20 protein-coding genes and 2 pseudogenes are annotated in these 23,360 nt (G+C 56.4%); 15 read left to right on the top strand and 7 right to left on the bottom strand.

Annotated elements, in window-relative coordinates:
* Positions 1–127 precede the first annotated feature (127 nt).
* The 4 genes and pseudogenes from ROLI_RS21845 to ROLI_RS21830 form a co-directional block, all read left to right on the top strand.
* The gene (locus ROLI_RS21845) at positions 128–631 is read left to right on the top strand and encodes a pyridoxamine 5'-phosphate oxidase family protein (RefSeq protein ID WP_187428533.1); all 504 of its coding nucleotides are present in this window, start codon (positions 128–130) and stop codon (positions 629–631) included.
* Complete coding sequence (locus ROLI_RS21840; protein ID WP_262386378.1) at positions 619–1,089, top strand: BON domain-containing protein; 471 nt, start codon at positions 619–621, stop codon at positions 1,087–1,089. Before ROLI_RS21845 ends, ROLI_RS21840 begins: the two co-directional genes overlap by 13 nt.
* A 39-nt stretch (positions 1,090–1,128) precedes the next feature.
* Complete coding sequence (locus tag ROLI_RS21835; protein WP_262386377.1) at positions 1,129–2,007, top strand: mechanosensitive ion channel family protein; 879 nt, start codon at positions 1,129–1,131, stop codon at positions 2,005–2,007.
* 239 nt (positions 2,008–2,246) lie between these two features.
* Positions 2,247–3,047 (top strand): annotated as a pseudogene (locus ROLI_RS21830) (hypothetical protein); the annotation flags it as partial.
* Here ROLI_RS21830 and ROLI_RS24020 read toward each other — a convergent pair.
* Positions 3,041–3,470 (bottom strand): annotated as a pseudogene (locus ROLI_RS24020) (transposase); the annotation flags it as partial. The pseudogenes ROLI_RS21830 and ROLI_RS24020 sit on opposite strands and share 7 nt — an antisense overlap.
* 364 nt (positions 3,471–3,834) lie before the next feature.
* Here ROLI_RS24020 and ROLI_RS21820 point away from each other — a divergent pair.
* The 10 genes from ROLI_RS21820 to ROLI_RS21775 all read left to right on the top strand — a co-directional run bounded on the left by ROLI_RS21820 (position 3,835) and on the right by ROLI_RS21775 (position 14,384).
* Complete coding sequence (locus tag ROLI_RS21820) at positions 3,835–4,716, top strand: hypothetical protein (RefSeq protein WP_187428532.1); 882 nt, start codon at positions 3,835–3,837, stop codon at positions 4,714–4,716.
* Between the two features lie 26 nt (positions 4,717–4,742).
* On the top strand, positions 4,743–5,420 hold the full coding sequence (locus ROLI_RS21815) for a sugar transferase (RefSeq protein ID WP_187428531.1): 678 nt from the start codon (positions 4,743–4,745) through the stop codon (positions 5,418–5,420).
* A gap of 159 nt (positions 5,421–5,579) precedes the next feature.
* Positions 5,580–7,403 carry an ABC transporter ATP-binding protein gene (locus ROLI_RS21810; RefSeq protein ID WP_187428530.1) on the top strand — a complete coding sequence of 608 codons (1,824 nt, stop codon included), beginning with the start codon at positions 5,580–5,582 and terminating at the stop codon, positions 7,401–7,403.
* A 145-nt stretch (positions 7,404–7,548) separates the two neighbouring features.
* Positions 7,549–7,689, top strand: coding sequence for a lasso RiPP family leader peptide-containing protein (locus tag ROLI_RS21805; RefSeq protein WP_187428529.1), 141 nt, complete (start codon positions 7,549–7,551; stop codon positions 7,687–7,689).
* A 317-nt stretch (positions 7,690–8,006) separates the two neighbouring features.
* Positions 8,007–8,294: a PqqD family protein gene (locus ROLI_RS21800; protein WP_187428528.1), complete on the top strand. Its 288-nt coding sequence runs from the start codon at positions 8,007–8,009 to the stop codon at positions 8,292–8,294.
* 3 nt (positions 8,295–8,297) lie between these two features.
* A complete protein-coding gene (locus ROLI_RS21795; RefSeq protein WP_187428527.1) occupies positions 8,298–8,729 on the top strand; it encodes a lasso peptide biosynthesis B2 protein in 432 nt (143 codons plus the stop codon).
* On the top strand, positions 8,726–10,609 hold the full coding sequence (locus tag ROLI_RS21790) for an asparagine synthase-related protein (RefSeq protein WP_187428526.1): 1,884 nt from the start codon (positions 8,726–8,728) through the stop codon (positions 10,607–10,609). Before ROLI_RS21795 ends, ROLI_RS21790 begins: the two co-directional genes overlap by 4 nt.
* Positions 10,609–11,541: a hypothetical protein gene (locus tag ROLI_RS21785; protein ID WP_187428525.1), complete on the top strand. Its 933-nt coding sequence runs from the start codon at positions 10,609–10,611 to the stop codon at positions 11,539–11,541. The genes ROLI_RS21790 and ROLI_RS21785 overlap by 1 nt, the downstream gene beginning before the upstream one ends.
* A 192-nt stretch (positions 11,542–11,733) precedes the next feature.
* Positions 11,734–11,997, top strand: a complete 264-nt coding sequence (locus ROLI_RS21780) for a hypothetical protein (RefSeq protein WP_187428524.1) — start codon at positions 11,734–11,736, stop codon at positions 11,995–11,997.
* A gap of 65 nt (positions 11,998–12,062) precedes the next feature.
* On the top strand, positions 12,063–14,384 hold the full coding sequence (locus ROLI_RS21775; protein ID WP_338469213.1) for a right-handed parallel beta-helix repeat-containing protein: 2,322 nt from the start codon (positions 12,063–12,065) through the stop codon (positions 14,382–14,384).
* A 53-nt stretch (positions 14,385–14,437) separates the two neighbouring features.
* On the opposite strand, the gene ROLI_RS21770 is transcribed toward ROLI_RS21775, so the two are convergent.
* The 3 genes from ROLI_RS21770 to ROLI_RS21760 all read right to left on the bottom strand — a co-directional run bounded on the left by ROLI_RS21770 (position 14,438) and on the right by ROLI_RS21760 (position 18,375).
* Complete coding sequence (locus tag ROLI_RS21770) at positions 14,438–15,580, bottom strand: glycosyltransferase family 4 protein (RefSeq protein ID WP_262386376.1); 1,143 nt, start codon at positions 15,578–15,580, stop codon at positions 14,438–14,440.
* Between the two features lie 69 nt (positions 15,581–15,649).
* Entirely contained in the window at positions 15,650–16,849 is a 1,200-nt protein-coding gene (locus ROLI_RS21765) for a nucleotidyltransferase family protein (protein WP_187428522.1), read from the bottom strand.
* Between the two features lie 272 nt (positions 16,850–17,121).
* On the bottom strand, positions 17,122–18,375 hold the full coding sequence (locus ROLI_RS21760; RefSeq protein ID WP_187428521.1) for a polysaccharide biosynthesis/export family protein: 1,254 nt from the start codon (positions 18,373–18,375) through the stop codon (positions 17,122–17,124).
* Between the two features lie 289 nt (positions 18,376–18,664).
* Between ROLI_RS21760 and ROLI_RS21755 the strand changes: the two genes are divergently transcribed.
* Entirely contained in the window at positions 18,665–19,639 is a 975-nt protein-coding gene (locus tag ROLI_RS21755; RefSeq protein ID WP_187428520.1) for a sulfotransferase, read from the top strand.
* On the opposite strand, the gene ROLI_RS21750 is transcribed toward ROLI_RS21755, so the two are convergent.
* Genes ROLI_RS21750 through ROLI_RS21740 form a run of 3 tightly spaced genes read right to left on the bottom strand, consistent with a single transcriptional unit; the run spans position 19,636 to position 23,079 of the window.
* A complete protein-coding gene (locus tag ROLI_RS21750) occupies positions 19,636–20,931 on the bottom strand; it encodes a lipopolysaccharide biosynthesis protein (RefSeq protein WP_262386375.1) in 1,296 nt (431 codons plus the stop codon). The two genes, ROLI_RS21755 and ROLI_RS21750, sit on opposite strands and share 4 nt — an antisense overlap.
* 40 nt (positions 20,932–20,971) lie before the next feature.
* Positions 20,972–22,243 carry an O-antigen ligase family protein gene (locus tag ROLI_RS21745; protein WP_316247394.1) on the bottom strand — a complete coding sequence of 424 codons (1,272 nt, stop codon included), beginning with the start codon at positions 22,241–22,243 and terminating at the stop codon, positions 20,972–20,974.
* A complete protein-coding gene (locus tag ROLI_RS21740) occupies positions 22,240–23,079 on the bottom strand; it encodes a sulfotransferase (protein ID WP_187428519.1) in 840 nt (279 codons plus the stop codon). The genes ROLI_RS21745 and ROLI_RS21740 overlap by 4 nt, the downstream gene beginning before the upstream one ends.
* Positions 23,080–23,360 lie beyond the last annotated feature (281 nt).

Below are 23,360 nucleotides of genomic sequence, written 5' to 3'. Positions count from 1 at the left end.
CCGAGCTACCGACTCCGAAAACGAAGACCGTCTGATGCTCAATCTAAAAACACAAAGAGGAAAATACCGATGACGGACACACACAACCACTTTTGGGAGATGTTGAGCAACATGCAAGTATGCATGGGTGAAGACGGAAGACGCAGGCACCCCCCGATGGCCCCATTCAATCGATGCCGATAACCGCACAATCCACTTTGTGACAGACAGTGACAGCGCCAAAATCTACGTGCTAAACGCAGACAACGATCTGGCTCTCAGTTTTCCCGATACCGACAAGATGCTGTTTGCATCTGTGTCTGGCAAAAGCATCGTCAGCTGGGGCCGCCAGTTGATCCACAAGCTGTGGAGGCCGTACTGTGATGTATTTTTTGGCGGTGGTCCGGGAAATGCTGATGTTGCAGTGATACAGGTCCTTCCAACGCAAGCGGAATACTGGGATAACGACAAGGGTAAAGTGGCTATGGCCGTTGCAATGACCAAAGCGTACTTTTCCGACGGTGGCCCTGATCTTGGCGAAAATGCCGAAGATCAGCTTCGGCTCGTCGGGATATATTGCAGCGTACGCGCGGCAACAACGCTCGTCGGGCAGCAGCGCAATGGAAGGATAACGTTCAGATGCAGATCGTAACGGAAGTGTCCCGCAGGGTATGTCTATGTCTGCATCTGATCATATCAACAATGCTCGTTCTCTGTCCGGTTAGTACCGCAGCGCAGGTCTCAAATCCGGTTGCAACCAACACACCTAAAGCACCAGAACAAGCGGTACAAATTGATCCGGCGCCGTCGGACACTGCGATTGAGCAGCGCATAGAAAGCATCCTGAACGCGACGGGCTGGTATAGCGAAGTCGGAGCGCGCGTAGACGAAGGTGTGGTATTTCTGGACGGTGTGACAGCCACTGAAGCGTATCGAACATGGGCGCGCGATTTAGCATCAAAAACAGACGGTGTTGTCGCTATTGTCAACCGCATCACCGTTCGCGAGGTTGTCATCTGGTCTTTAGCCCCGGCCTTGGAAGAGCTTGAAAACGTCGCTCAAAAGACCGTCGCAGCATTGCCTCTGATCGTACTTGCGGTCTTGGTTTGACCTTTGACGTGGTACGCTTCACGGCTTGTGTCGCGCCTGATGCGCTGGCTTCTCACCGATCGGGTACGTTCGCCGTTTTTGCGCAAGGTAGTCGCGCGTGCTGTTGCTTTCCCGGTGTTTTTGCTGGGCATCTACATCGTTCTCCAAGTCGCGGGCCTGACCCAGCTTGCGCTTTCCATTGTTGGCGGCGCGGGTGTGATTGGTATCGTAATTGGCTTTGCCTTTCGCGACATAGCCGAGAACTTTCTGTCAAGCCTGATCCTGAGTGTAAGTCGCCCCTTCCAGCGCGGCGACTTCGTCACGGTCGCAGGCATGAGCGGAACGGTCAAAGCCATGACAACGCGCAGCACATTACTGACATCTGCCGATGGCAACCAGATTCACATTCCGAATTCCACCATCTTCAAGAACGTGATCGAAAATTTCACGTCATCGCCCAAACGACGCGGCGATTTTGTTGTGGGCATTGGCTATGACGCTGGCATAGCTGAAGCGCAAAGCATTATTCTGGGGTGTCTGCGCGAACATCCGGCTGTGTTGGGAGAGCCAGAGCCAATGGTGCTGGTCGGTGAGTTAGGTGCCTCAACGGTCAACATAAAGACCTATTACTGGTTTAACGGGCGCGAGATTTCTCCGCTCAAACTGAAATCATCTCTTTTGCGGGCCGTGAAGTCGACGCTTACAATCGAAGGTATCTCAATGCCCGACGAAGCGCGCGAGGTCATCTTTCCCGAAGGCGTGAATGTGCTCTCTGGGATGCCTGATGGTCGCAGCACGCCAAAAAAGCCCCTCTCGGTGGATCCGCCGCAAGCTGAACCAAGCCTGAGTGAAGCAGAAGGCGACTTATTGACTGAAGAACCGGTTGAGGCGACGCCATCCCCGGAGGAGAGCGAAGGCGACCTGCTTGGCCCGACTTAGGGTCGAATGTTGTAGGCCTGTCTTAATGGGCCTTGCTCTGCGCAGCCTTGATCGCCTTTCGGCGCAGTGCCCAAAGATTGAGCTGGGTAGAATGAGGACTGATCACCTGTAGTTCTTTGTGTAAGGGCGCTTGTCTTGCATAAAAGGCGGCATTTGAAATCAGCCTAGCTGTTTTGGTTGGTACCACACCGCCAAAAACTTGTGATCAGCGGTGCGTGTTTCCAATGCTCAAAGCGTAACTACAGGTTGCGCACACTAAGCGTCGCACAGCCGTGTCTTTATTGTCCGGGCTTATCCTTTGCAGACGCACGTCCCTCTCGTGACATTTCCTGCGGAAATGCACTGCCGGTCAATGGATGCTGTTTGATGCCCACTGACATGCGTTCCGCGTGTTCGGCGGTGTTCCAGGGCGTGGGATTTACGACAGCGGGAATTGTCCGCCATTGGTCCGAGGACAATGGACGCGAAGACAGCGGTGGACCGTGTTGGACGGGGCAAACAGCGCGATGTCAATGCACGCTTCCAATCCATGGCTAGCCACTATGTTTTTGAGCCTGAGTTCTGCAATCCAGCCGCAGGCTGGGGCAAGCCATTGATGCGCCATTGGTCCGAGCGACAATGGCGGCGGTCAGGTTGAGAAGAACGTCAGCGATGCGCGGAACCGATTGTGGCAGGTCATGCCTGTCTTCAAGGATTTAGAAGAGCTGAACCAGTGGCTTGAGGATCGTTGCATCGCCCTTTGGTCAGAGATAGCGCACCGGGAATTGGCGGGTTCAATCGCCCCCGCTCGTGACATTGCTACGCAATGCACTGCCGGGCAGTGGATGCTTGGGAAGCCGAGAAGCCCATGTTGATGGTTTTACCCCCAGCTTTTGACGGGTTTGTTGAACACAGCAAGCGTGTGTCACCAACCATTGCCCGGCAGGGTATTGCGCAGCAATGCACGAGAGGGGTGCTTGATCACTTTCGAGCGCAACCGTTACAGCGTGCCTGCCAGCTTTGCGAACCGACCTGTCAGTCTTCGTGTTTATGCCCCGCGAGAGCGCCCAATGGCCTGGCAAAGAATCCCCCTTTTGCGCCCTGACCCGAACGATGAACCTTAACGATGGTGCCGTCCCTCGCCAGGCAGTCGAAACGCAGTTTCGATGAGAGGGGATCATGACGTATCCGAGGTCGGCGTCTGAGGATAATACCTTGAAAATATGATATAAAGTATCCACCTTGACCCCTCTGCGAAATCGCCTGAACACGCTATTCCACTTGCCGAATTCGGGCAGTTCGCGCCATTGCGCCCCGGTACGGACGATCCAAAGGACGGCCTCTAAAAACAGCCGGGGAGCACGCCCGGTCTGCCCCGGATCGCTGGATTTTCCGAGGCCGTAAGGGTCGATGATCGCCCACTGGGCATCGCTCAGGACCCTTCGCGTCAAGGCTGCTCCCCAATGTTTGCAATCTTGAAGCAGAAGTCAGATGATTTGGGAATCCCGAACGTCAACAGGTCCTAGTTGGCGTTTTCCAGGAATTGAATAAGCACCACAGACCTCTGGATGGCAAAAACCTAGCGTCATGTCATTTAATCGCGTCTGGCCCGCATTGCGAAGATTGAGCGGCGTTTCGTTAGATTTTTCCAGCAGCAGTACAAAATTTGTCGGTATTTAGTGAAGCGCGCCTTGGTGCCATGTGCCAAGCTCAGCAAAAAATGGGAAAGTTTCGAGCAAACTGATTCCAAGTATCGCAAGTGGCGTAGCTTGCTTACTTTGCTCCAACCGCTTGACTTTTCGACCAAAACCGACAATCCGCAAAAACATTGGATCGGATGTTAAGGTTATGTTAATCTTTCCGCTGAGTTTTTACGATTGGATTTTGATGCGTTTTTGCCTTCTGCCCCTCATAGCACTCTTATCCTTTGTTAATACCGCTTGGGCGGCGACATTTGATTTCGACGTGGTGGCAAGAATTGATAGCGCCTTTTTGCGCCCTGCATCGCAGGATGCCAAGGTGCCCATCGGTGGCACCCTATTCGGTCGCATGACCTACAGTTTCCCGCCTTCAAGACAATCCGGCAACTCATACGAATACAACTCCGGCCTCGAAACCCTTAGCATTTCCACGCAGGAGGGCTTTTCTCTTACGCTGGACAATCGCTTTACGGTCGTCTCGAGCGTCAACAATCAAGATAATTTCATCGCCCAAAGCTTCATCTCCGAGGACCCGAACGGATGGAATATGATATTCGAAATCCTGACAATAGGCTGGCTCGGTGGCGCCACCGAATTGCCCAGCAGGTTCCCCACGACTTTCGATACAGGGTATATTTCTGCCTATTTTCTGGACGAACTTGACGTTATCCAATCGGTCGAGGCATCAATCCTATCCATCACGCCAGTTACAGGGCCGGTAACACCGGTTCCGATTCCGCCAACTTTCGTACTCATGGGGACGCTTATGCTCATCGGACTTGGTCGTCTAAGCTTTGACAACAAAATAAGAATGCTAGCTCCGAAAACCCGGCTGCCTCGACAATGCGCAGGTTGGAGCCTTGCGGACACAGCGCGTCTTGTCCTGAAAAACGGCGGTTTTCAGCCGATACGCCTAAAAATTAGCCACGCTTCCCGCCGTCGGCGGTTTATTTCCGCAACTGTGAATAATTTCCTTTCATTGACCCACAACTCTGAAGAGCTATTATTAACAAAGTGTAAAGATTATTGAGAATCAGATTTTAGGAGTTTCTCGTTATGACCGCATTCCATTTGGAAGAGTCTGAAAAATCAAAAGTGTTCTCTGAACTAGGCGGCGGTGTCGCAATCTACAGACGCGCAGGAAAGCGCGTGTTTGACCTGATTTTGGCACTCATCATTTTGCCACTTGTCGTACCGATCATAGCCCTGCTGTGGGTTTTGACAAAACGCGATGGTGGCACGGGGTTCTTCGGTCACAGACGGGTCGGGCGTGATGGAAAGGTTTTCAGGTGCTGGAAACTGAGGACCATGGTTGTGGATGCAGAAGAGAAACTGCGCGTACATCTTGAGAATAATCCAGAAGCCGCCGCAGAATGGGCACAAGACCACAAACTGAATGATGATCCTCGGATTACGCGCCTGGGCAACTTCCTGCGCAAGACCAGCCTTGATGAACTTCCGCAGATCTGGAATGTCATTTGCGGGAATATGAGCTTTGTCGGTCCGCGACCGATTGTGCGCGTCGAGTTGCACAAATATGGTATCCACCGCCCGGTTTATCTGTCCATGACGCCCGGTATTACAGGTCTGTGGCAGGTCTCAGGGCGCAATGACGTGTCATATTCCGAGCGCGTACAGTTCGATGTCGATTACTCCAACGATCTATCCCTTTTTACCGATATCCGACTGATCGCCATGACGGGGTTCTCGATCTTGGGTGCGACCGGTCGCTGAGACCGCACGAGGCCGCTCTCTCTTGGTTGGACCCGCTGAATGATCCTCTGACATATGGCGCGCTTCCGGGCCGACAGCCTTTCGCAGAGATTGACTTGATTTTCTTCGTAGCATTGCCCGATCCGCGGCCTTAAACAGACCGTTGAAAGGGCCAGTTTCATGTCATCCAAGACGGTCTCTCTAAGCGACAAGTTATCACGCTCCTTTGTCCTGTGGGGCAAGGTGATCGCGTTGTTGAAATTCAGCGATAAACGCTTGGGCATCTTTGTTTTTGTGGCCTCCCTCTTCGAAATCGCGCTCACACTCGGCGCTCTGTTCGCGGTGAAACTCGCCGTCGAAGACATTGCGCAGACCGCCAAGGTTGAGACCGACATCGACCTCGCACGCGTCATGGGATCGGTCGTTGTCGTTCTGGCCCTCTTTCTGGGCGGGCGGATCATGCACTCCCTGGCAAATTACTTCCGCGCCGCGCAGGGCTTCATCGTCAGCGACTATGTCAATCGTGCGATACAGGAACGCGCCGTAGCGGCAGACCTGAGCTTTTATGACAGCTCGCTCTATTATGACACACTGGAGCGAGCACGACAGGCCGGAGCGCAACGCCCGGCACAGGTCATTTCCAACGCTCTGAATGTTTTCAGGGGCGGGATGATGCTCCTCGGGATCGCGGTCGTTTTGTTTTTCGTCGAATGGCGCCTGTTACCGATCAGCCTGATCGCGGTCGGATTGATGCTGGTGGTTCAGGTCCGCTTCACCCGCCAGCGGTTCCACTTGCAACGCAGGCTGGTGCAGAAAGAACGTCATGCCTCCTATGCGGATTGGGTCATGACAGCCCAACCCTTCGCCAAGGAAATCCGCTTATGGGACATCGGTGCCTATCTGCGCGCGCAATATATGAACATCCGCAAGGTCGTCCGCAAAGATTACCTGGATATCGAACGCCGCAAATCCATCGCCGAAAGCCTTGTGTCCGTGGTTGGCACCTTGGTTGTTCTGGCTTCCGCGGCCTTCATTCTATATCGTTTCAGCACAGGTCAGGCAGAGCTTTCAGATCTGATCATGGTGGTCCTGTTGCTGGTACGGGCGGAAACGGCGGGGCGCGATTTCGTCACCAGCCTGTCCAAGCTCTATGATGACCAGCTGTTTTTGACCCAATTGTTCACCTTTCTGGATCTGGAGCCGGTGATGAAACCGGACACCACCCCAAAGCCGCTCCCGGCTGTCGCAAAGGCAGGTGTGGTTCTGGAGGATGTAACATTTTCCTATCCGGCATCAGAGCGCCCCGCGCTGCGCAATGTATCCCTCAAGATCAAACCCGGTCAATTTACCGCTCTGGTCGGCGGCAACGGATCTGGGAAGACCACATTGATCAAACTTCTCTGCCGTCTTTATGATCCGCAGGAGGGCGCGGTCACCTATGATGGAGAAGATGTGCGATCCTTCGATCCCATCGCTTACCGTCGCCAGTTCAGCGTGATTTTTCAGGACTTTGCGCAATTTGCCTATACGGGACGCGACAACATGCGCCTGTCCGATCTGGGTCGGGACAGCGACGCGGCGCGGCTGGAAAAAGCCGCGCGCCTCACCGGTGCCCATGAGGTTTTGGAAGAATTGCCCCATAAATACGATACCGTTCTGTCACGCATGTTTGATGGCGGTGTGGAACTCAGCGGCGGCCAATGGCAAAAAATCGCCCTGTCCCGTGCAATTTTTCCTGACTCGAAATTCATCATTCTGGATGAACCCACGAGCGCAATTGATCCAAACGCAGAGGCTGAATTATTCGACGGGTTCCGCGAAAAACTGGAAGGCCGCGGGGCGTTAGTCATCAGTCATCGGCTTTCCACGATCCGGCAGGCGGATTACACTTACGTGCTGAACAACGGTAGAATCGCCGAAGAAGGCACGCATGAAGAGCTGATCCGTCAGAATGGTCGTTATGCCGAAATGTTTGAGCGCCAGGGAAGAGGTTACCGATCTTAGATCAAAACATGTTAAAAACCGGGCAAAACGCGTGATTTGTCAAAATAGTCAGCATAAAACTCTTGAAAACTCTTGAGATAACATACCTAAAACTGATATAGTTAACGAGTTTTAACTATTATCGGTTAACGCAAAAGGAGAAGTCATGACTAAAGCTATTTACGAAGCGCCAGTCCTGCGGTCCCACGGCAAAGTAGAAGCCGTAACCAAAGGTGGCTCGACAGGTACATCCCTGGACGCCGCATTTCCAGTCGGCACACCATTCGCAGATATAACTCTGTCATAATACGTTACGGACGGTCTTTGAGCGTTCGAATCGTATAAATTATTCCGGGGTCCGTTTTTCGGGCCCCGGTTCATTTTCAGGATGGTGCCATGGGAATAAACCCTAAACCCTCTTGAAACTTTTGTTGTCGCAGTGGTGTATTTCCAGTGTGGCATCGTGTTAATTATTATAGCACTTTCGGAAAAACCTGAATCACTTAAGCCTGCCTGAAATCAGGGATTTCAATGATTTAGGGGATATGCTGTGTCTCATGTTTTCCGAGAAGTGCTCTAGTGATAGGGCTTTGATCCGGATAAGCCGAAAGTGGATTTTTGTTTATGTCATCTGACCCTCGTTATATCGCCCAAGCAGATGTGGTTGATTGTGATATCGGGGGTGACCGCGCGTTGATGCACCTCCAGACAAACACGTATTTCACCATGAATGCGACCGCCTCGACGCTTTGGCTGTCTCTTTCAGAACCCCGAACCCTCCATGATCTTGTGACCGTTGTAACCAAAAAATTCGCGGTCTCGGAATCTCAGTGTCGCCCGGATATCGAGGGGCTTTTGGCGCAGATGCTCGAAGCGCAAGTGATCGATATCGCACCTGCCGGGACCGACTAGCGCATGCGGGCCATCCGATGGGCGGGAATCTATGGTATCAGTTTTCTCGTTATCCTTGTGGTTCGTATTGGGCTCTGGATCACGAAATACCAACGTATCCGCGCGGCTCTTGTCCAGGCCTGCCCGGCTGATCCACAATATGAACGGCGCGCGACAGTGGCTCGCATTACCCATGCCGTGGCCCATATTGCACGCTTGATTCCCGACGCCAGTTGCCTGACGCAAACCATTTCCTGTCAGGCGATCCTGTCCTGGAAAGGGATCCCATCCACGATCACGATGGGCTTGAAGAAAGACCAACACGGCGCCCTCAAAGCCCATGCCTGGTTGAGCTGGAACGATCACGTGGTTCTTGAAGGGGATGAGGGAACGGTGACCGATTTCAACAAAATCCTCGACCTGCCGACACCGCTTAAAACCGAAACGCCCTCATGACACACGCCTTTGCTGTCCGGATACCTCTGGCCGGTGCCACACCGCCCCCGATCGTACCGGCGCGCCTGATACGGATGGCCGATCACCGTTGGGACGTTCGAACACCAAGGCCCGGAGTGGATGTTGCGATCTGCGGTGCCGCAGAGACCTGCCAGAGCGCGGATTGGAGCGCCGTTGGTTTGGTGTTTCTGGAAGATCGCGGTGCCGTAGAAACCCGCCTTGGGTTGACCCATGGTAGCACGCAGTCGGACTTGCAGCTTCTGCTAGAGTTGCGCCTGGCCGATGGCCCAGAGTTTGCCGTAGCGGTCGCCGGGTCCTTTTCGGTTGTTTTTATAGACCTGAAAACAGGTGCCTTTGAGGCCTATCGCGATCAGATCGGCCTCTATCCGCTCTATTACTCCGTGCAGAATGGGGCTTTGAGCTGTGCTTCTGATCTGCGCGCTTGCATGCATCTTGCCGGCATGGACCTTGATCCTTGTCCGCTGCGTATTGCGGATTTCATCCAGGGTGAGGAAATTGATCTGGCGCAGACGGCCTTTGATGCGCTCCTGCGTCTGCCTCCTGCCCATGCGCTGCGACCGACATCCACCGGGGTAGCGGTCGATCGTTACTGGCAGATGGACATACCACACGCTTATGGTGGCACAAATGCACCGGGCGATCTGCGCGCTGCTCTCTCTGAGGCTACGGCGGCCTGTCTGCGCCCCGATGTAAAATCAGGCGCGATGCTCAGCGGTGGGCTTGATTCTTCCGCGCTGGCGGGGTTGGCCGCAGAGCGGATGCCCGATTTTCAAACCCTGTCCTTCGTCTATGGGTCCGACAAAACCTATGATGAAACGCCCTATATCGATGTGGCAAATGCGGCGTTCAAAACGCTGCCTCACAAAATTCCGATCACCGCTGGAACCCCGCTTGAGACCTTGGGATCGGTTGTTACCGAACAGATGGATCTTTTTCTCGCCCCCGGTTTGCCGAAAAGCAGGCAGATATATACCGAAGCACGCGGCTTGAACATCGATGTGCTGATCGATGGGCATGGCGGTGACGAAGCGATTTCGCATGGCTATGGCCGTCTTGTGGAACTTGCAGCCGCGCGGCGTTTCGCATCACTGTTCCGCGAAGCCCGCGGTGCTGCGCAAGTGCACGGCGTCCCGCTATTGGCACTGGTGGCAAGCAATATCGCGCGATATGGCGGGTTGCGGCCAAGACATCCGCTGCGCCGGGTCCTGATGAAGATCGCCCGCCTCTTGTCACAGCACAGGCTGGTGTCGAATTGGTCCGGCAGTGTCACGGCTCTCATTGCACCCGATCTGCGCAAACAGGTAAATGCGGAAACGCGCTACAGGCCCGATCCGGTTCTCAAGACCAAGGCGGATTTCCAGAATGCCGCGACCATCACACATTTGAAATCCCTGACCGATCCGCTGATCATTCACTCTTTTGAAGTTCTGCACCGCTCTGCCACCGCCGCGGGGGTTCTGCCGCGCTACCCGTTTTTGAACCGGCGTGTTCTGGCGCTCTGCCTGTCTTTCCCGGCGGATATGAAACTGCGCGACGGGCGCAGCCGGTGGGCGCTGCGAGAGGCCATGCAGGGCCTTTTGCCCGATAAAATCCGCCTGCGCGCGGATAAGGCAGAGTTCGGCAAGGAGTTGGGGGATACCGTCCTGGCGTTTTATCGTGATAAAGATGCAAGTGTTTTCGCATCTCTCGCTGATTTCGTGGATATTGCGCAGGCCGAACAGCTACGGGCGCAGGTCATCGCAGGCGACATAACCGACGTGGCCGCGATCCGCGCGCTCTGGCGGCTGGCCGTGCTGCTCCACTGGGTCGCCGCTTTTGAGCACTGGCGCGATGCACAAACCAAAGGAGTGCTGATCTGATGACACAGCATTATTATTCAGTATTCGGGCTGACGCTTGCCTCTGAGTTTATGTTCGATGTGCTCGATCCGATTCCGCCTGTGGCGCATGCGAACACCCTAAAGGTCAAGCGCCGGGCAGGCATTCATCCCGACGCGCCACCGGCCTTTGACCCCTATTTCGATATCCAGCCGGAACGCCAATTCCTGCACTGGAAAGCCGTTGGCACATTCATCATTGAGGACCCAAACACGGTTCTGGTCGAACCCCAGGAGGGCGTGTCGGATCATCTGCTGTCGCAGGCTTTTCTGGGGCTGGTGATCTCGCTGGTACTCGAGAGGCGTGGCATCCTCTGCCTGCACGCCAGCGCCGTTTCAGTGAATAACCGCGCTGCCCTGTTTTTGGGCGATAAGGGTGCCGGAAAATCCACCACCAATGCGGCCCTCCTGGCGCGCGGGCATGTGCCAATCACGGATGATCTGGTGGCGGTGGATCGCACGCTGACCGAGGTGCCCGCCCCAGTGGTCTGGCCGGGATTTTCCAGCATGAAACTCTGGCCCGACACCGTTGAAGCCCTCGCGCTCAAAGCGGATGAAGGGGATCGGCTGATCCACCCCAGCGTGCAAAAGGTACAAAAGCGCATGCCCACACCGCTCGCCACGCATCCCGTACCGATGGGCGGGCTTTTTGTCCTGCGGCGCAGCGCGGATGTCATAAGCCCAAGCGTGATCCCCCGCCCCGCCCATGAGGCGCTCCAGATGGTCATGCGCTATACTTTCATGGCGCGATACGGCGAAACCCGTCTGGGCCGCGAACACCTGGGATTGCACCTGAAACGCTGTGGCGCGGTGGTCGCCAATGCGCCGGTCTATGATCTGATGGTACCGGCGGATTTATCGCAGCTCAACGCGCTTTGTGAGGTCATTGAACGGATCTTTGATCCCGCCGGATAACCGACCCACCGCCACCTTTTGACGGCGAACCGATCCAATACAGCGTCTGAACGCGCGCGGTATCGGTATTTTTGTCCTTTCAAATCTCAAAAAACTCTTAAGGGGCCGCCCGACATCTTGGCGGTTTGACAAGGTTCATTTGTTCATAACTGAGCGCCGAATACGTCAACCTTCCTGAAAAAAAGAGTGAACATGTCTGATCCATTTGAACGCCACAGCCCCGGTCTCAACGCACCTGCCTTCGGTGCCTTTCAAATCTCCCCAGATGACACTGCACCGCTGACCCATGTCACGCGCGCTTTATACGTCGGTGGTGAGGGCAACCTGACCGTCACCATGGCCCATGGCCAGACCGTCACATTGACCGCCGTGCAACCGGGCATGATGTATCCGCTGCGCTGTAAGCAGGTGCATACAACCGGCACAACGGCCTCCGGGATCGTGGGGCTTTACTGATGATGGGCGCTTTCACAATCGGCGCAGTTGCCGGCGGTGCTCCGAGCCGGGCCCGGTCGCTGGGGGTGAGCACATATCTTTCTGACACCAAGTTCAAGTTGAAAATGCAGCGGATTCCATCAGGCTCTATGGATGAACTGGCCCTCAATGTTCTCAGCATTGATGGGCAGTCCTTCCTGGAGGATGTCGTGGACGCCAGCAGCCCCCAGCTTGCGGCTAATCCAACGCCCGGGCGCGTCACTGGCAATGGGAAAGTCGTCTCGGCCCTGATCGAGCCGCTCGAGGTTGGCGCGCTTTATCTGGTGTCCTATGATATCATCGCGGATGGCGGCACGGCGGGCTTATTCTTTCCCGAAGGCGGTGGATCGCCTTTTCCATACTCGACCGTCACAGGGCATACGCTGGGGCGTCACAAAATTCTCGTCGTAGCAGAAGACACTGATACCAACGCAATTCTGCGCGTGAACGGTGATTTGACCTTTGGCTCTATTTCATGTCGCAAAGCGGAATGGGGCATGAACCTTCCCGCCGGTACCGCACATCCGGAATTGGTTCAAAACCGTGAACCCGGCCATATTCGCGGTGACGGGATCGCGATTTCCGCGCTTACCTCACCACTGGAGACTGGCACCGCCTATACGCTGCGCTATGAAATCAAGGGTGCTGGCAGCGATCTGAGGCTGTTCACGCCGCCCGACGCCGGTGCGCCATTTCCCTTCACGCGATTGCCCACAGATGTCGGGCATCACGCGGTGACATTGACCGCACAGAACGATGCCACGAAAGCCGTTGCGCGTCTTGTGGGGGATGCGGTTTTTGGGTATTTTTCCTGCCGCAAAGCGGGTGGTGTCTCTGGACGTCAAATCCAAATGGATGTGGCCTCTGGCAGCGCGCGGTCCCGCCGTACCGTTTATACCGCCGATCCCCTCGTTCTCTATGTCGCTCCCTGGGGCGATGACAACAGCGGTTCGGGCGCATTTGGCTCGCCTTTTGCCACGCCGAAAGGGGCCCTTGCGGCGGCTTTGCCGGGTGATACGATCTACCTGCGTCCCGGTGTGTATTCCCCTTTTGCAATCACGGCCAGCGGCACAGTCAGCAACCCCATCACAATCAACACTCTACCTGGCGAAGAGCATCTTGCTATTATCGAGGGTGATCTGACCCCGCCGAGCGGGACAATCGATGGCAATTCTGTTTTTGGCGCACCAGAGGTGCAATCCGAAGAAACGCGCGACGGCATCTATATGCGCGCGCAGGATCACGTCCACATTCGCAATCTGACAATTCGTAACGTTTGGCGGGCTGGCATCTTCGTGATCGGGACACCGGGCAAGCAACACGGTCACCACGTGGTTGCGGACAACCAAATCTACAACACCGGCTCTTCCAGCATCGCAATTAACGGCCAGAATTCAGACACCCTTCTGCCCCTTGCGGAGACATCCGACACCAAGATGCGCACGGATGATATACTGATTGAGAACAACGACTGCTCCGCCAGCAACGTGATCACGCGCTACAACAACAACATCACGAATAACCAGGGCGTTCCCGGCGGCGTGGACGAATGTATCAGCGTCACCAGCGGGTGCAGCAACATCATCACCCGGTTCAACGATGTGCATGACACGCGCCAATACGGGATTGACTACAAGGCAGGCGTCAAGGGCGGCGCGATTTACGGCAACCGGGTCTGGAACGTCAAAAGATATGGCATCTATCTGGATTCCGGGCGGCGTTATGTCGAAGACGTGGCGATTTATAATAACCAGGTCTGGGCCTGTCATCTTGGCATCGTGCTCGCGCGTGAAGCCGGATCTACTTCGGTGCCATACGATACATTCACCGCGCAGCAAGGCATCGGCGAATTCGTTCAAACCTTGGCCAATATCGATGTCTACAACAATCTGGTCTGGGACACGCAAGCCGCCGGCATTTATTGCCAGCGTCACCCTCAAAAGGACGGGCCGAACGGGATAATCTCCAATATCCGGATCCGCTTCAACACCGTCTATAACGCAAACCGGATGGAGAGCGGTCGGGACCTGAACCTGTCTGGCTGGTCTGATCCCGAATTCGAAGCGGCGGGCGTTGTGAGCGATTTCGATTTCACCGGTAATATCGTCTGGAACGATACGGCGGCAGTGCGCACTATTAATACCTTTGACGGAAAACCGGGCTTTAGCGTGCACAGCAACGCGATCGGCGTAGATCCCCTCTTTGTAGGTCCAAAGGCAACGCCACCAGATCTGTCACTATCGCCCGGATCCCCGGTGAGCGCGGTGGTGAACGCCGCCCATACGAGCGGGCCGTTTGCGACGGACATCAGCGGGCTGGCGCGGGGCGCAGCCCCCAAAGCAGGCGCGTATTCCGTCACCGCGACCTAACAATTGGAGAGTTTTGACATCAAAAGGTCGCGCAGCACCCTGCGCGATCTTCTTTAGGGGTGGCGGGCGGCATCGTAGACCGCGATCGTTTCCCTGACCATTGTTTCCACCGTCCGATCGCGCGCTAATGCCCGCGACACCGCGCCAAACTCCGCGCGCAGCTTGGCGTTTTCGGCCAGGCCCGCCAAACGCTCCGCCAGGTCTTCGGCTGTGCAATCGGCGCTTAACACGAAGCCGTTTTTACCCTCACACACGGTTTCCTCAACGCCGCCCACCCTGGTCGTCACAATCGGCACACCGGCATGCAAGGCCTCGATCAACGTATAGGGCATGGCCTCATAATGGCTTGTCATGCAAAAAACGTCGAGACCGGGGAACAGCGCCGGTCCATCCTGCCAACCCAGAAACCGAACGGTATCTCCACCGTTTTGCGCTTCGCAGGCGGCGCGCAGATGCCCGTCCCCAATAACGACGCCGCGCAGGTTCGGGAATGTCTGTGCGGCCAAATGGACCGCTTGTACAAACCGAAGCGGGGCTTTCTGGTCATCAAGCCGACCAATGAAACCCACCGCGACATCTTCTTGGGTCAAGCCCATAACATCACGCGCTTTTTCTCGATCTGCACCGGGCGGTAAGCTGGCACCATTCACCACGGTCGTCAGCTTCGCCGGGTTGATCCCGAGGCCGATGGCATGGGTTTTTTCCGCCGCGCTGACAGCGATGATCCGGTCGGCGCGCCCGGCCAGCAGGCGTTCGATGGTGCCATAGACCCTGACCCCGCGCGCGCCCATTGTCGGGTCCATCGTGCGAAAGGCATGGGGCGTGTAGATACGCGCGCCGGGAATCGCACGTGGTAACAGCCGAACAAGCGCACCCGCCTTGGAACTATGGCCATGCAGAACATCAAACGGCCCTTGCGTTCGCAGCAACCCCGCCAGGGCGCGCAGGCTGGAGTAATCGGCCAGACCCACCGCGCGGTGCATTTCCAGCGGCAGGTTCGCAACCTTGTCCAGCGCCATCAATTGCGTGCGAAAATCATCCTGGGCGCGGACCGGCGACCAGATCACCGTCACGCGATGGCCCAGCTCCGCAAGGCCCTCCGCCAAATCCAGGACATGACGCCCCGATCCCCCGCCGGAGGTTTCAAGCACAAGCGCGATATTCAAAGGGTCCGGCATCGGGAGGTCTTTCGTCAATCTTGGTTCATATCAAAGGTGGTTTTGCGGATTGACGTTACGGCCCCGCACCGGCGAGGCGGTTCCGGCTCAATCCGTTTCTTTGCTCGCACGGTCTCGGGTGCGGGCGATCAGATGCGCGAAACGCGGGAAAACATAAAGCCACCGCAGCCCACCCGGCAGAGGATAGCGGGTGTATTGACGGATCGTAGGCTGCATGACCTTGCGCCAATGCTGCCAGCGCGCGCGGCGGATCAGGCGGGGGCTGGCTTGCCAATCGAACATGAATTCGCCGCCCTTCATGCTAAAACCAATCTTCTTTTCAAGGTCAAGATCGCCCGAGAGATTCCGCAGGCTGAGTTCCAGAAACTTAAGACCGCGCCAGGTATCAGGGGCCTCCTCCCAGCTTGCGGTTGGCGACATGAGCCGCTGCATCTCGAGGCTTGCCTCAACCGTTCCGCGCTGATTGAGACGCTCCGCCATGGCGACCGCCGCGTCCACGTCGAACCCCGGCGAGGTGATCATCGCATCCAGATCGCTCAGCCAATGCAGCCGCGACCAGACGTGGCGCGCATGGTGATGGCAGATGTAGTTGAACAGGAAAACCGGCGGCATGGTCAGGAATTCCTTGCCACCCAGCATGACCGGCACCGCCTGCGCAAACACGTCTTCCTTGGCGAAAATACCGGAGTATTTGTCGAGTTTCACCTGCAGATCAATCGCCATACCTTCGGGCGTCAGCAGGCTGGCATCATTGCGATAATGCAGGGCGGCATCAATCTCGGACGGGTCCACGAGCGGGTGATCCGCCTGACCCGGCACGACAAATTTATACCCCTGCTCGATCGCGCGCAGCACGATGGGGCGCAGCGAGGCGGGGCGGACCAGCACGTCAATATCCCTGCAGGGCCGCAGCCCAAGATCCGGGTAATACTGGCTGACCAGGCTGATTCCCTTGAAGAACACTGCGATCTCTCCCAGCGGATCAATGCAGTTCTCCTTGAAACGGCGCTGCGCGGAAATCAGCAACATGTTGCGCATGGCAGAGGCGTTGGCGAAATCATTCACCTGGCTCAATACATCGCCCGGCACACAGTCAGGGTCCATCTGCGCCAGATGCATCCGGATATTGGGCAGGCTGAAATTACGCGAAGCGGTTTCGATGAACCGGTCCCACTGGGTGATCTGGCGTGCAAACCCGTCTGCGGCCCGCTTTTCCGCGTCAGTCAGACGGGTTTTGGCAAAGGCGACATGCAGTCGCATTTCCGCGGTATTGAGACTGGGCTCCATCGTCTGCTTTCATCCTGCGGTTCGAGTACGCATGCCAGACAGAACGGCATCTGTTCTCCTTTGATACGACCCTGATACGAAAGCTTCCAGTGGCAAGGTGCAGTTTTAGACCGATTCCGCCCGCCCTGCGCTGACAAATACGCAGCCATTTTGCTCTCGCAGACCACGCTGGCCCCGCTCAGGTCAACCGTTCACCCCGATATCTTGCCCGGCATTGGACAGGCGCTCCACTGAAAAGCCCCCGACGTAAATCGGGACAATCTCCGTCGATCTCAATTATAGCTCACCAGCACCTCGATAACATCACCCGGTTTCAGAAGCTCGCTTGGCAATATCTCTATTGTGACCTCACCACCCCTGGTCTGACGGTGCAGCAAGAAAGTAAGCTCCGCCAACACCTCATCGTCATCGGTCAGCGTTCCAAGGGCAAGTTCGCGGTTGAGGCTGTTGAGGCGTGCTTTGGCCTCATCAAAATCGCGCTCAAATCGGGCCCGCTCATCCCGCAGCGTTTGATCGAAATCTTCTTGCAGACCCTGCTTTTCAATAACCAGCGATTGCAACTCGCGCTCTGCCGCAGCCAGATCCGCCTGCGTTGTCAGCAACCGCGATGAGGCATTCAACGCCCCTTCGCGGGCATTATCGAGGGCATTGGCCGTCACCAGCCCGCGATCCGACAATTGCAGGATATCCTGCAACCGCTCCTCTTCGATCTCTGATGCAGTGGTGAACTGCTCCAACGCAGTCTCAAGAAATGTAACCCGCTTTTGGGTCAACGCCAATTTCGCCTCATTGTCCTGCTGCTCGCGCTCCAGGGCACCCCGCGCGCCGTCGATCAATTCTCGCAGGCCTTCGATGTCTTTTTCATCCAGACGGTCCGCTGCGATTTGGAAATCTCCCTCGATGGGCGAAGAGCTTGATGCGCCGGACAATAAGACATCCATGCGCCAAAGCTCCGCCGCCAGCCAGGCTTCGGTTTCACGCAATTCAGCCTGACGGGTTCGGAAATTCGCCAGTTGGTCGACCCGCTCGGTTTGCCCGGCCAAAGCCGTGCCGCCTGCTGATCCAATCGCCGCACGCGCGCTCAGACCGGGAACAAAATCCACACGACCCGGCGATGCCACGGCCCCAACGACGGTCACAGGGCGATATGTTTCGATATCCAGAAAGATATCTTTTTCATCCAGAACGATCACGGAAGTGACCCCATCGCGGACCGATTGGATCTGGCGGCCCGCAACCGAAAGCGCGATCTCCTGCGCCAGTTCGTCCAGTGTTTTATTCGCCGCCTGATGCGTCCCAAGGTAGGGTAAACGTAAGTCACCAGCTGTGTCGACCGTTCCCACATAAGATTGATTATTCAGCACAATAATTTGCACCAGGATCCTGTCCCCCGGTGCCAGCCGATAGGTTTGTGCCATGGCAGGAAGCGTGGTTGCGATGAGCAGGCCCACCGCCAAAACCCATAAAACAAGCCGTCCGCCTTGCGAAAAGATGCTCTCGATACCTGAAACTGACCGCGTCTTCATACGTAAACTATCCTCTCGTTTCGTGCGCAGACACTGACCCGGTTTCGCGCGTTTTGTCCAGAGACAGCCGCGCTCCAAAGTCCAGACGACCCCAGTTTTTGCCATATTACGCTCGATTTCGGGGCAAGCCGCCGAATACTGCGCTAATTTCCGGTGAAGGGCTTGACCCAGCCGGTGCTCTCCAGCACTGCTTGCTGGGTATTTGCCGGATATGGCACTCTGGCTGCATATTTGTCAGGACATCGGACCAAGAGCATTGCAGATGAACCGGTCATCACACGGAGAGCCCATGGTCACATCCGCATCAATTGGCTTCAAACAAACGGCCCGGCCATTATTGGTGTATATTTTGGGATGGGGCCGGAGCGGTAGCTCCGTTCTTGCCAATATTCTGGGATCCATGCCGGGCTGCGCGTCACTGGGTGAAGTGCGATATCTGTGGGATCGTGGCGTCGTCGAAAACGGCATTTGCGGGTGCGGTGCGGCGTTTTCTGAATGTGAGTTCTGGCCCACCCTCCCCTTGGGGGATAGCCATTTGGGCATAGTGGATACGGAGCGCGCCCGCGCCCTTGTGAAATCCATCGGCAGTGGCGCGCGCCACAGCCAGATCCCGGGCCTGCATATCGACGCCGCGCGCGCGGCTTATTTCGAACGTAACCGCGCCGATCTTGATCTGCTGATGGAATTATATACCGCCGCTTTCGAAAAAAGCGGTGGTCGTGTTTTGGTGGATGCGTCCAAAAGCCCGTTCTTTGCCCTCAACCTTATGCACCCTGATCGGCCTTTCGACGTGGCATTCCTGCATCTGGTGCGGGACCCGCGCGCCGTGCTGCATTCCTGGAAAAAGACGAAACCGCGCACAGATAGCTCTGAGGATCAGCTTTTCCCGCGCTACTCGTCGGTGCGGTCCCTATTGCAATGGGCGCTGCTCAATTCACGCTGTGAGCGGTTTGCCCAACTGGCCCCCGATCTTTATTGTCAGATCCGTTTTGAGGATTTTGTGGATAATTGGCAAACGGCGCTTTTGTCCGGTGCCGGTGATCTTTTCGAGCCCGTATCACATGGCGCGACACCCGGAGACGCGCGTGCGGCGATCGTGCACGCGCAACATTCCATCAGCGGCAACCCTTCCCGGTTCAATCTGGGCGAGGTCACGCTGAAGCCTGATACATCCTGGAGCGATGCGATCACGCGCATGGACCGCGCTCTGGCGGCAATCATCTGTGGCCCGGTCGCCCGGCGTTACGGGTATTGCATGCGCTAGCGCGCGATAGACAATCCCGGCACAAGCGACAGCACCGATGTATCCACGCTCAGATGCTTGCGGCACCACAGGACAGTCATCATCGTAAATAGAACCCGCGCCACGCAGGCCGCCATGGCCGCGCCCAAAATGCCAAAGAGCGGCACCAGGATGGGGATGAGCGCGAGACCAACGGCTTCCGAAATCAGGGTCATGCGCACAACCTGCCGTTCGCCGTCAGCCATGAGCATGAGTTGCCGCGTCGGCCCCCCCAGCCCAATCACCAGATAGCTGCCCGCCAGCAGTGTCAGGGCGAGTGTTGCCGAAATAAATGCCGGATCGAACAAAGCCAGAAGCTGCGGTGCAAAGCCCACGATCACCGCCGCCCCGATGGCCAGCGGGATCGCGACCAGCATCGCCAGATTGCGGCCGACATTGCGCAGGCCGGCTATGTCATTCTGGCTATACAGCCGTGCGAAAACCGGGGTCACGGCGATATCGATAGCAATGATCGGCAATTGCAGCAGCTGTGATGTTTTCTGCGCTGCGAAATAAGCGCCAATCTGTTCGGGGGGCAAAAACAACGAGGTCGCGGACAGGTTGAGGCTCCCCCCCATCGTGCCGAGAGAGGCCAGCCACATCCAGGCCGAGATGCGCCATGGCATCTTTGGGCTGTTTTGGACGTCCGGGGGAGCGGCAAATCGGTGTCGGTGCGTTTTGATCGACGAGATGATCTGTAAGGCCACGATGATCATAAGCGTGACCGAAATGGCCATCATGGCGACAAGCGCATTCGCAAAGAAAAACGGAAGTGACGCCGCCGCGAGACAGGCCAGAACTACCGCGCCGCGCCACACCACGTCCCGCGGTGCCAGCGCCCAGAAGATCGAGCCGAAAGCGCGGTATTGATGAGACACCAGATCCGCGAGCGCGAGCGGTAACAACAGCGCGCAGGCCCCGATCAGGTATCGCATGTCCAAATCAAAGCCCAGGGCACCCGCGATCGCGCCGCCGCCCAGCAGCACGGCAATGACGAGCGAAATCCCCGCCAGCACAATGCGGTAGCCCTGGCGCATCATCTGACGGCGGTCGGCGGCCTGTCCAGGCCCTTCGCCCAGCGCCGAAAGGGTTTTGATGCTGAGCGTATGTTGTCCAAAGAGGGCCACGATGGCCCCTACCGTGCCAAGCGCAAACATCGAGGCAAAAAGCCCGTATTCCACCGGACCCAATGCCCGCGCGAGGAACATGAACATCAAAAAGCTGAGACCCGCACTGATGATTTTCAGACCGGCGGAAAGCAGACTTCCAAGCATGAGGCGTTTCATTTTAGGACTGTCCCGATCTGTGATGACGTCATTTGCTGGCTTGCGCCAATGAATGGCGTCGATGGTGCCGCCGCTTTTTCCAACCAAAATCATCCGGCAACAAGCGGTCCGTGGTATAGGTGCCGAAAGCCATGCCACAGAGCAGGTAGAGATGACGCCAGTGGATCGCGCCCACCACCTGCATCAACACCAAAAGCCCCAGTAGCACCGAAACGATCAGAGCGTATTTCGTCCAACCGGGGTTTTGATGGAGGATTTTCACCCCGCACCGCATCATCGCCGCGCCGTAAATCAGCATGAGGCCCAGGGAGGCGAAAATCCCGTTATGCATCGCAAAGGCAACAAAGGTGTTATGCGGCAGATACCCATAGACAAAACGCGCCTGAACCGGGCCGATCCCCAGCGGGTGTTCCCAAATAAGTGTGGCGGCTTCGGCGACATAGCCAAAGCGCGAGGTATCATAGCTTTGCAGCGAGAGACGTTCTGCAAAAAAAGAATCCGCCAGCCGCGCGGTGATCTGATCCAGAAACAACAGAATCGTGCCACAAATCACGATGAACACCCAGACAATCGCGGTCATCGTCGGGCGGGCGGTTGGGCGATAGATCAACAAGGCGAGGCTAAAAAACGAGAGCGAAATGAACGAATGGATCCAAGCCCCGCGCGAATATGTAGACAACAGCGACAACAGCAAAAGCCCCATGACCGCGAGCGCCAGAAGTCGAAAACGGGCGGATTCAACCACAACCCATGTCACAAACAACAAGCTGGGGACGATAAAGGGGCCAAAGACGTTCGGATCCTTGAACGTCGCCTTGACACGGTAGCGCACGCCTTCCCCGCGAAACAGAATATCACTGTTCGGGATCAGATCGAGCAGCGCAACGATGGCCACGAAGGAGGCCATCACACCGCCGATGGTCAGCGCAAGCAAAACCGTCGCAAAACCCGCATCGCCGCGTGTTTTCATGAAATAGGCGGTCAAGACGAAGAGCGCGATCATGTAGAATTCGATTGCGACGGCACGATATGCAAGTGTGGGAAAATACTGCACGAAAGCAAGCGACAGCACCGAGAACGCCAGATAGAGGAAGACCCCGATGATCGCGGCACTGTTCAGGAACGCGGTTTTGATCGGGCGCGAGAAACAGAAAACGCCCAGAGCAACCATAAAAACCAGATCGGTTGGCGCGGGTTCGACCACCACAAAAAAGCTCAGCGCCATGGCGAAGATATAGATGCGCCAGCTCATCTGTCCAACGGTGTCCACCGCCCTGCCCGCCTGTGCGGTTGCGATCACGGGCGCGCCCGCCAAGCCGTCAGGTCGCGCCCCAGCAGCGTTTCAAGCCGGTCGATTTCGCCAGTATGGCGATCCGCTAAAAAATTCCATGCCTCGGGTTGGTCGCGCAGTTTGGGCACACGATCCGCGCTGAACAGAACCTTATCCAACAACGGGTTGGATTTCAATTTCCCCAGAACGGTGCTCAAACCAGCCGCGCGCAGGGCCACGGCACCCTGTTTCAGCACCCCGTTCAGCCGGGTGTTTCGCGCCGCCCGTGCGACGTTTTTCGCACCCGTGTCGGCTTGCGGGATTTCGCGCCGTACGACACCCAGAAAATCAAAGAGCGAATCTGCGGCTGCCTGAGGTTGCGAGCGGATGTCTTCAAACCACAGGATGTGGGTATTTTCCTTTCCAAAGAGCCGCCATGAGCGCTCAATCGCATCGGAATAAGCGCTGCATGTGGACAAAAGCCGATGCGCGGTATCCGCTTCCTGTTCGAGCGGCCCATGCGCTTGGCCGGTACGCAAAAGATGCTGATAAGCCGACCAATCGCGCTCCGCCGGATTGCGCAGAGAAAAGAAAACCCGCGCATCCGGGACATGGCGTGCCAGCCGTTCCGCAGCCTCGGGGACAAAGAGATAATCCGTTGTCAGATCACACCGCGCCACCTGATCCACGCGCGCGCCCGCGTAGCATTGGGCGTACCAATCGATCCCGCGATCGTAGAAATCCGTGAAGAATTGCACGTATTTACCATCAGGGACAAAGACATCCGGATGCGTGCTGAGCAGGGTGTAAATCCAGGAAGAACCCGCCTTGGGAGGACCACCATAGAAATAGTTCGGGAGCGTCATCGGCACATCACCTGTTCGTCGGGATTAAAGGTTAATCTGGGCACTGCTCTACATCGTTACCCCTGCGGCACGCAAGAGAAGGCGGGAGCCTTTGAGGATTTGCAAACCCCTGATGCTGGTTACATGAGCACCAAGAGACATTTCGGAGCGTCATCAGCCAGCAAACGGCCTGTCGTTAAGATTAACCCTTTCATGCGCCCGCCAACATCCCTATTAAACGGTCACGCCAAAACTTGGCTGTGATCTCGGGGTAAACGGCGCGCCAGTACCGGGTGATTGAA

Source organism: Roseobacter fucihabitans (assembly GCF_014337925.2).
Taxonomy (GTDB): Bacteria; Pseudomonadota; Alphaproteobacteria; order Rhodobacterales; family Rhodobacteraceae; genus Roseobacter; species Roseobacter fucihabitans.
The sequence above is the reverse complement of the archived record's forward strand: the minus strand, read 5'-3'. Positions and strand labels throughout refer to the sequence as shown.

Bases quoted from the DNA above. Each gene is read 5' to 3' on its own strand.
- ROLI_RS21785 (WP_187428525.1), top strand. From the start codon at position 10,609: ATGACACAGCATTATTATTCAGTATTCGGGCTGACGCTTGCCTCTGAG.
- ROLI_RS21810 (WP_187428530.1), top strand. From the start codon at position 5,580: ATGTCATCCAAGACGGTCTCTCTAAGCGACAAGTTATCACGCTCCTTT.
- ROLI_RS21840 (WP_262386378.1), top strand. From the start codon at position 619: ATGCAGATCGTAACGGAAGTGTCCCGCAGGGTATGTCTATGTCTGCAT.
- ROLI_RS21755 (WP_187428520.1), top strand. From the start codon at position 18,665: ATGGTCACATCCGCATCAATTGGCTTCAAACAAACGGCCCGGCCATTA.
- ROLI_RS21790 (WP_187428526.1), top strand. From the start codon at position 8,726: ATGACACACGCCTTTGCTGTCCGGATACCTCTGGCCGGTGCCACACCG.
- ROLI_RS21835 (WP_262386377.1), top strand. From the start codon at position 1,129: ATGCGCTGGCTTCTCACCGATCGGGTACGTTCGCCGTTTTTGCGCAAG.
- ROLI_RS21800 (WP_187428528.1), top strand. From the start codon at position 8,007: ATGTCATCTGACCCTCGTTATATCGCCCAAGCAGATGTGGTTGATTGT.
- ROLI_RS21805 (WP_187428529.1), top strand. From the start codon at position 7,549: ATGACTAAAGCTATTTACGAAGCGCCAGTCCTGCGGTCCCACGGCAAA.
- ROLI_RS21815 (WP_187428531.1), top strand. From the start codon at position 4,743: ATGACCGCATTCCATTTGGAAGAGTCTGAAAAATCAAAAGTGTTCTCT.
- ROLI_RS21765 (WP_187428522.1), bottom strand. From the start codon at position 16,849: ATGGAGCCCAGTCTCAATACCGCGGAAATGCGACTGCATGTCGCCTTT.
- ROLI_RS21750 (WP_262386375.1), bottom strand. From the start codon at position 20,931: ATGCTTGGAAGTCTGCTTTCCGCCGGTCTGAAAATCATCAGTGCGGGT.
- ROLI_RS21820 (WP_187428532.1), top strand. From the start codon at position 3,835: ATGTTAATCTTTCCGCTGAGTTTTTACGATTGGATTTTGATGCGTTTT.
- ROLI_RS21780 (WP_187428524.1), top strand. From the start codon at position 11,734: ATGTCTGATCCATTTGAACGCCACAGCCCCGGTCTCAACGCACCTGCC.
- ROLI_RS21760 (WP_187428521.1), bottom strand. From the start codon at position 18,375: ATGAAGACGCGGTCAGTTTCAGGTATCGAGAGCATCTTTTCGCAAGGC.
- ROLI_RS21795 (WP_187428527.1), top strand. From the start codon at position 8,298: ATGCGGGCCATCCGATGGGCGGGAATCTATGGTATCAGTTTTCTCGTT.
- ROLI_RS21740 (WP_187428519.1), bottom strand. From the start codon at position 23,079: ATGACGCTCCCGAACTATTTCTATGGTGGTCCTCCCAAGGCGGGTTCT.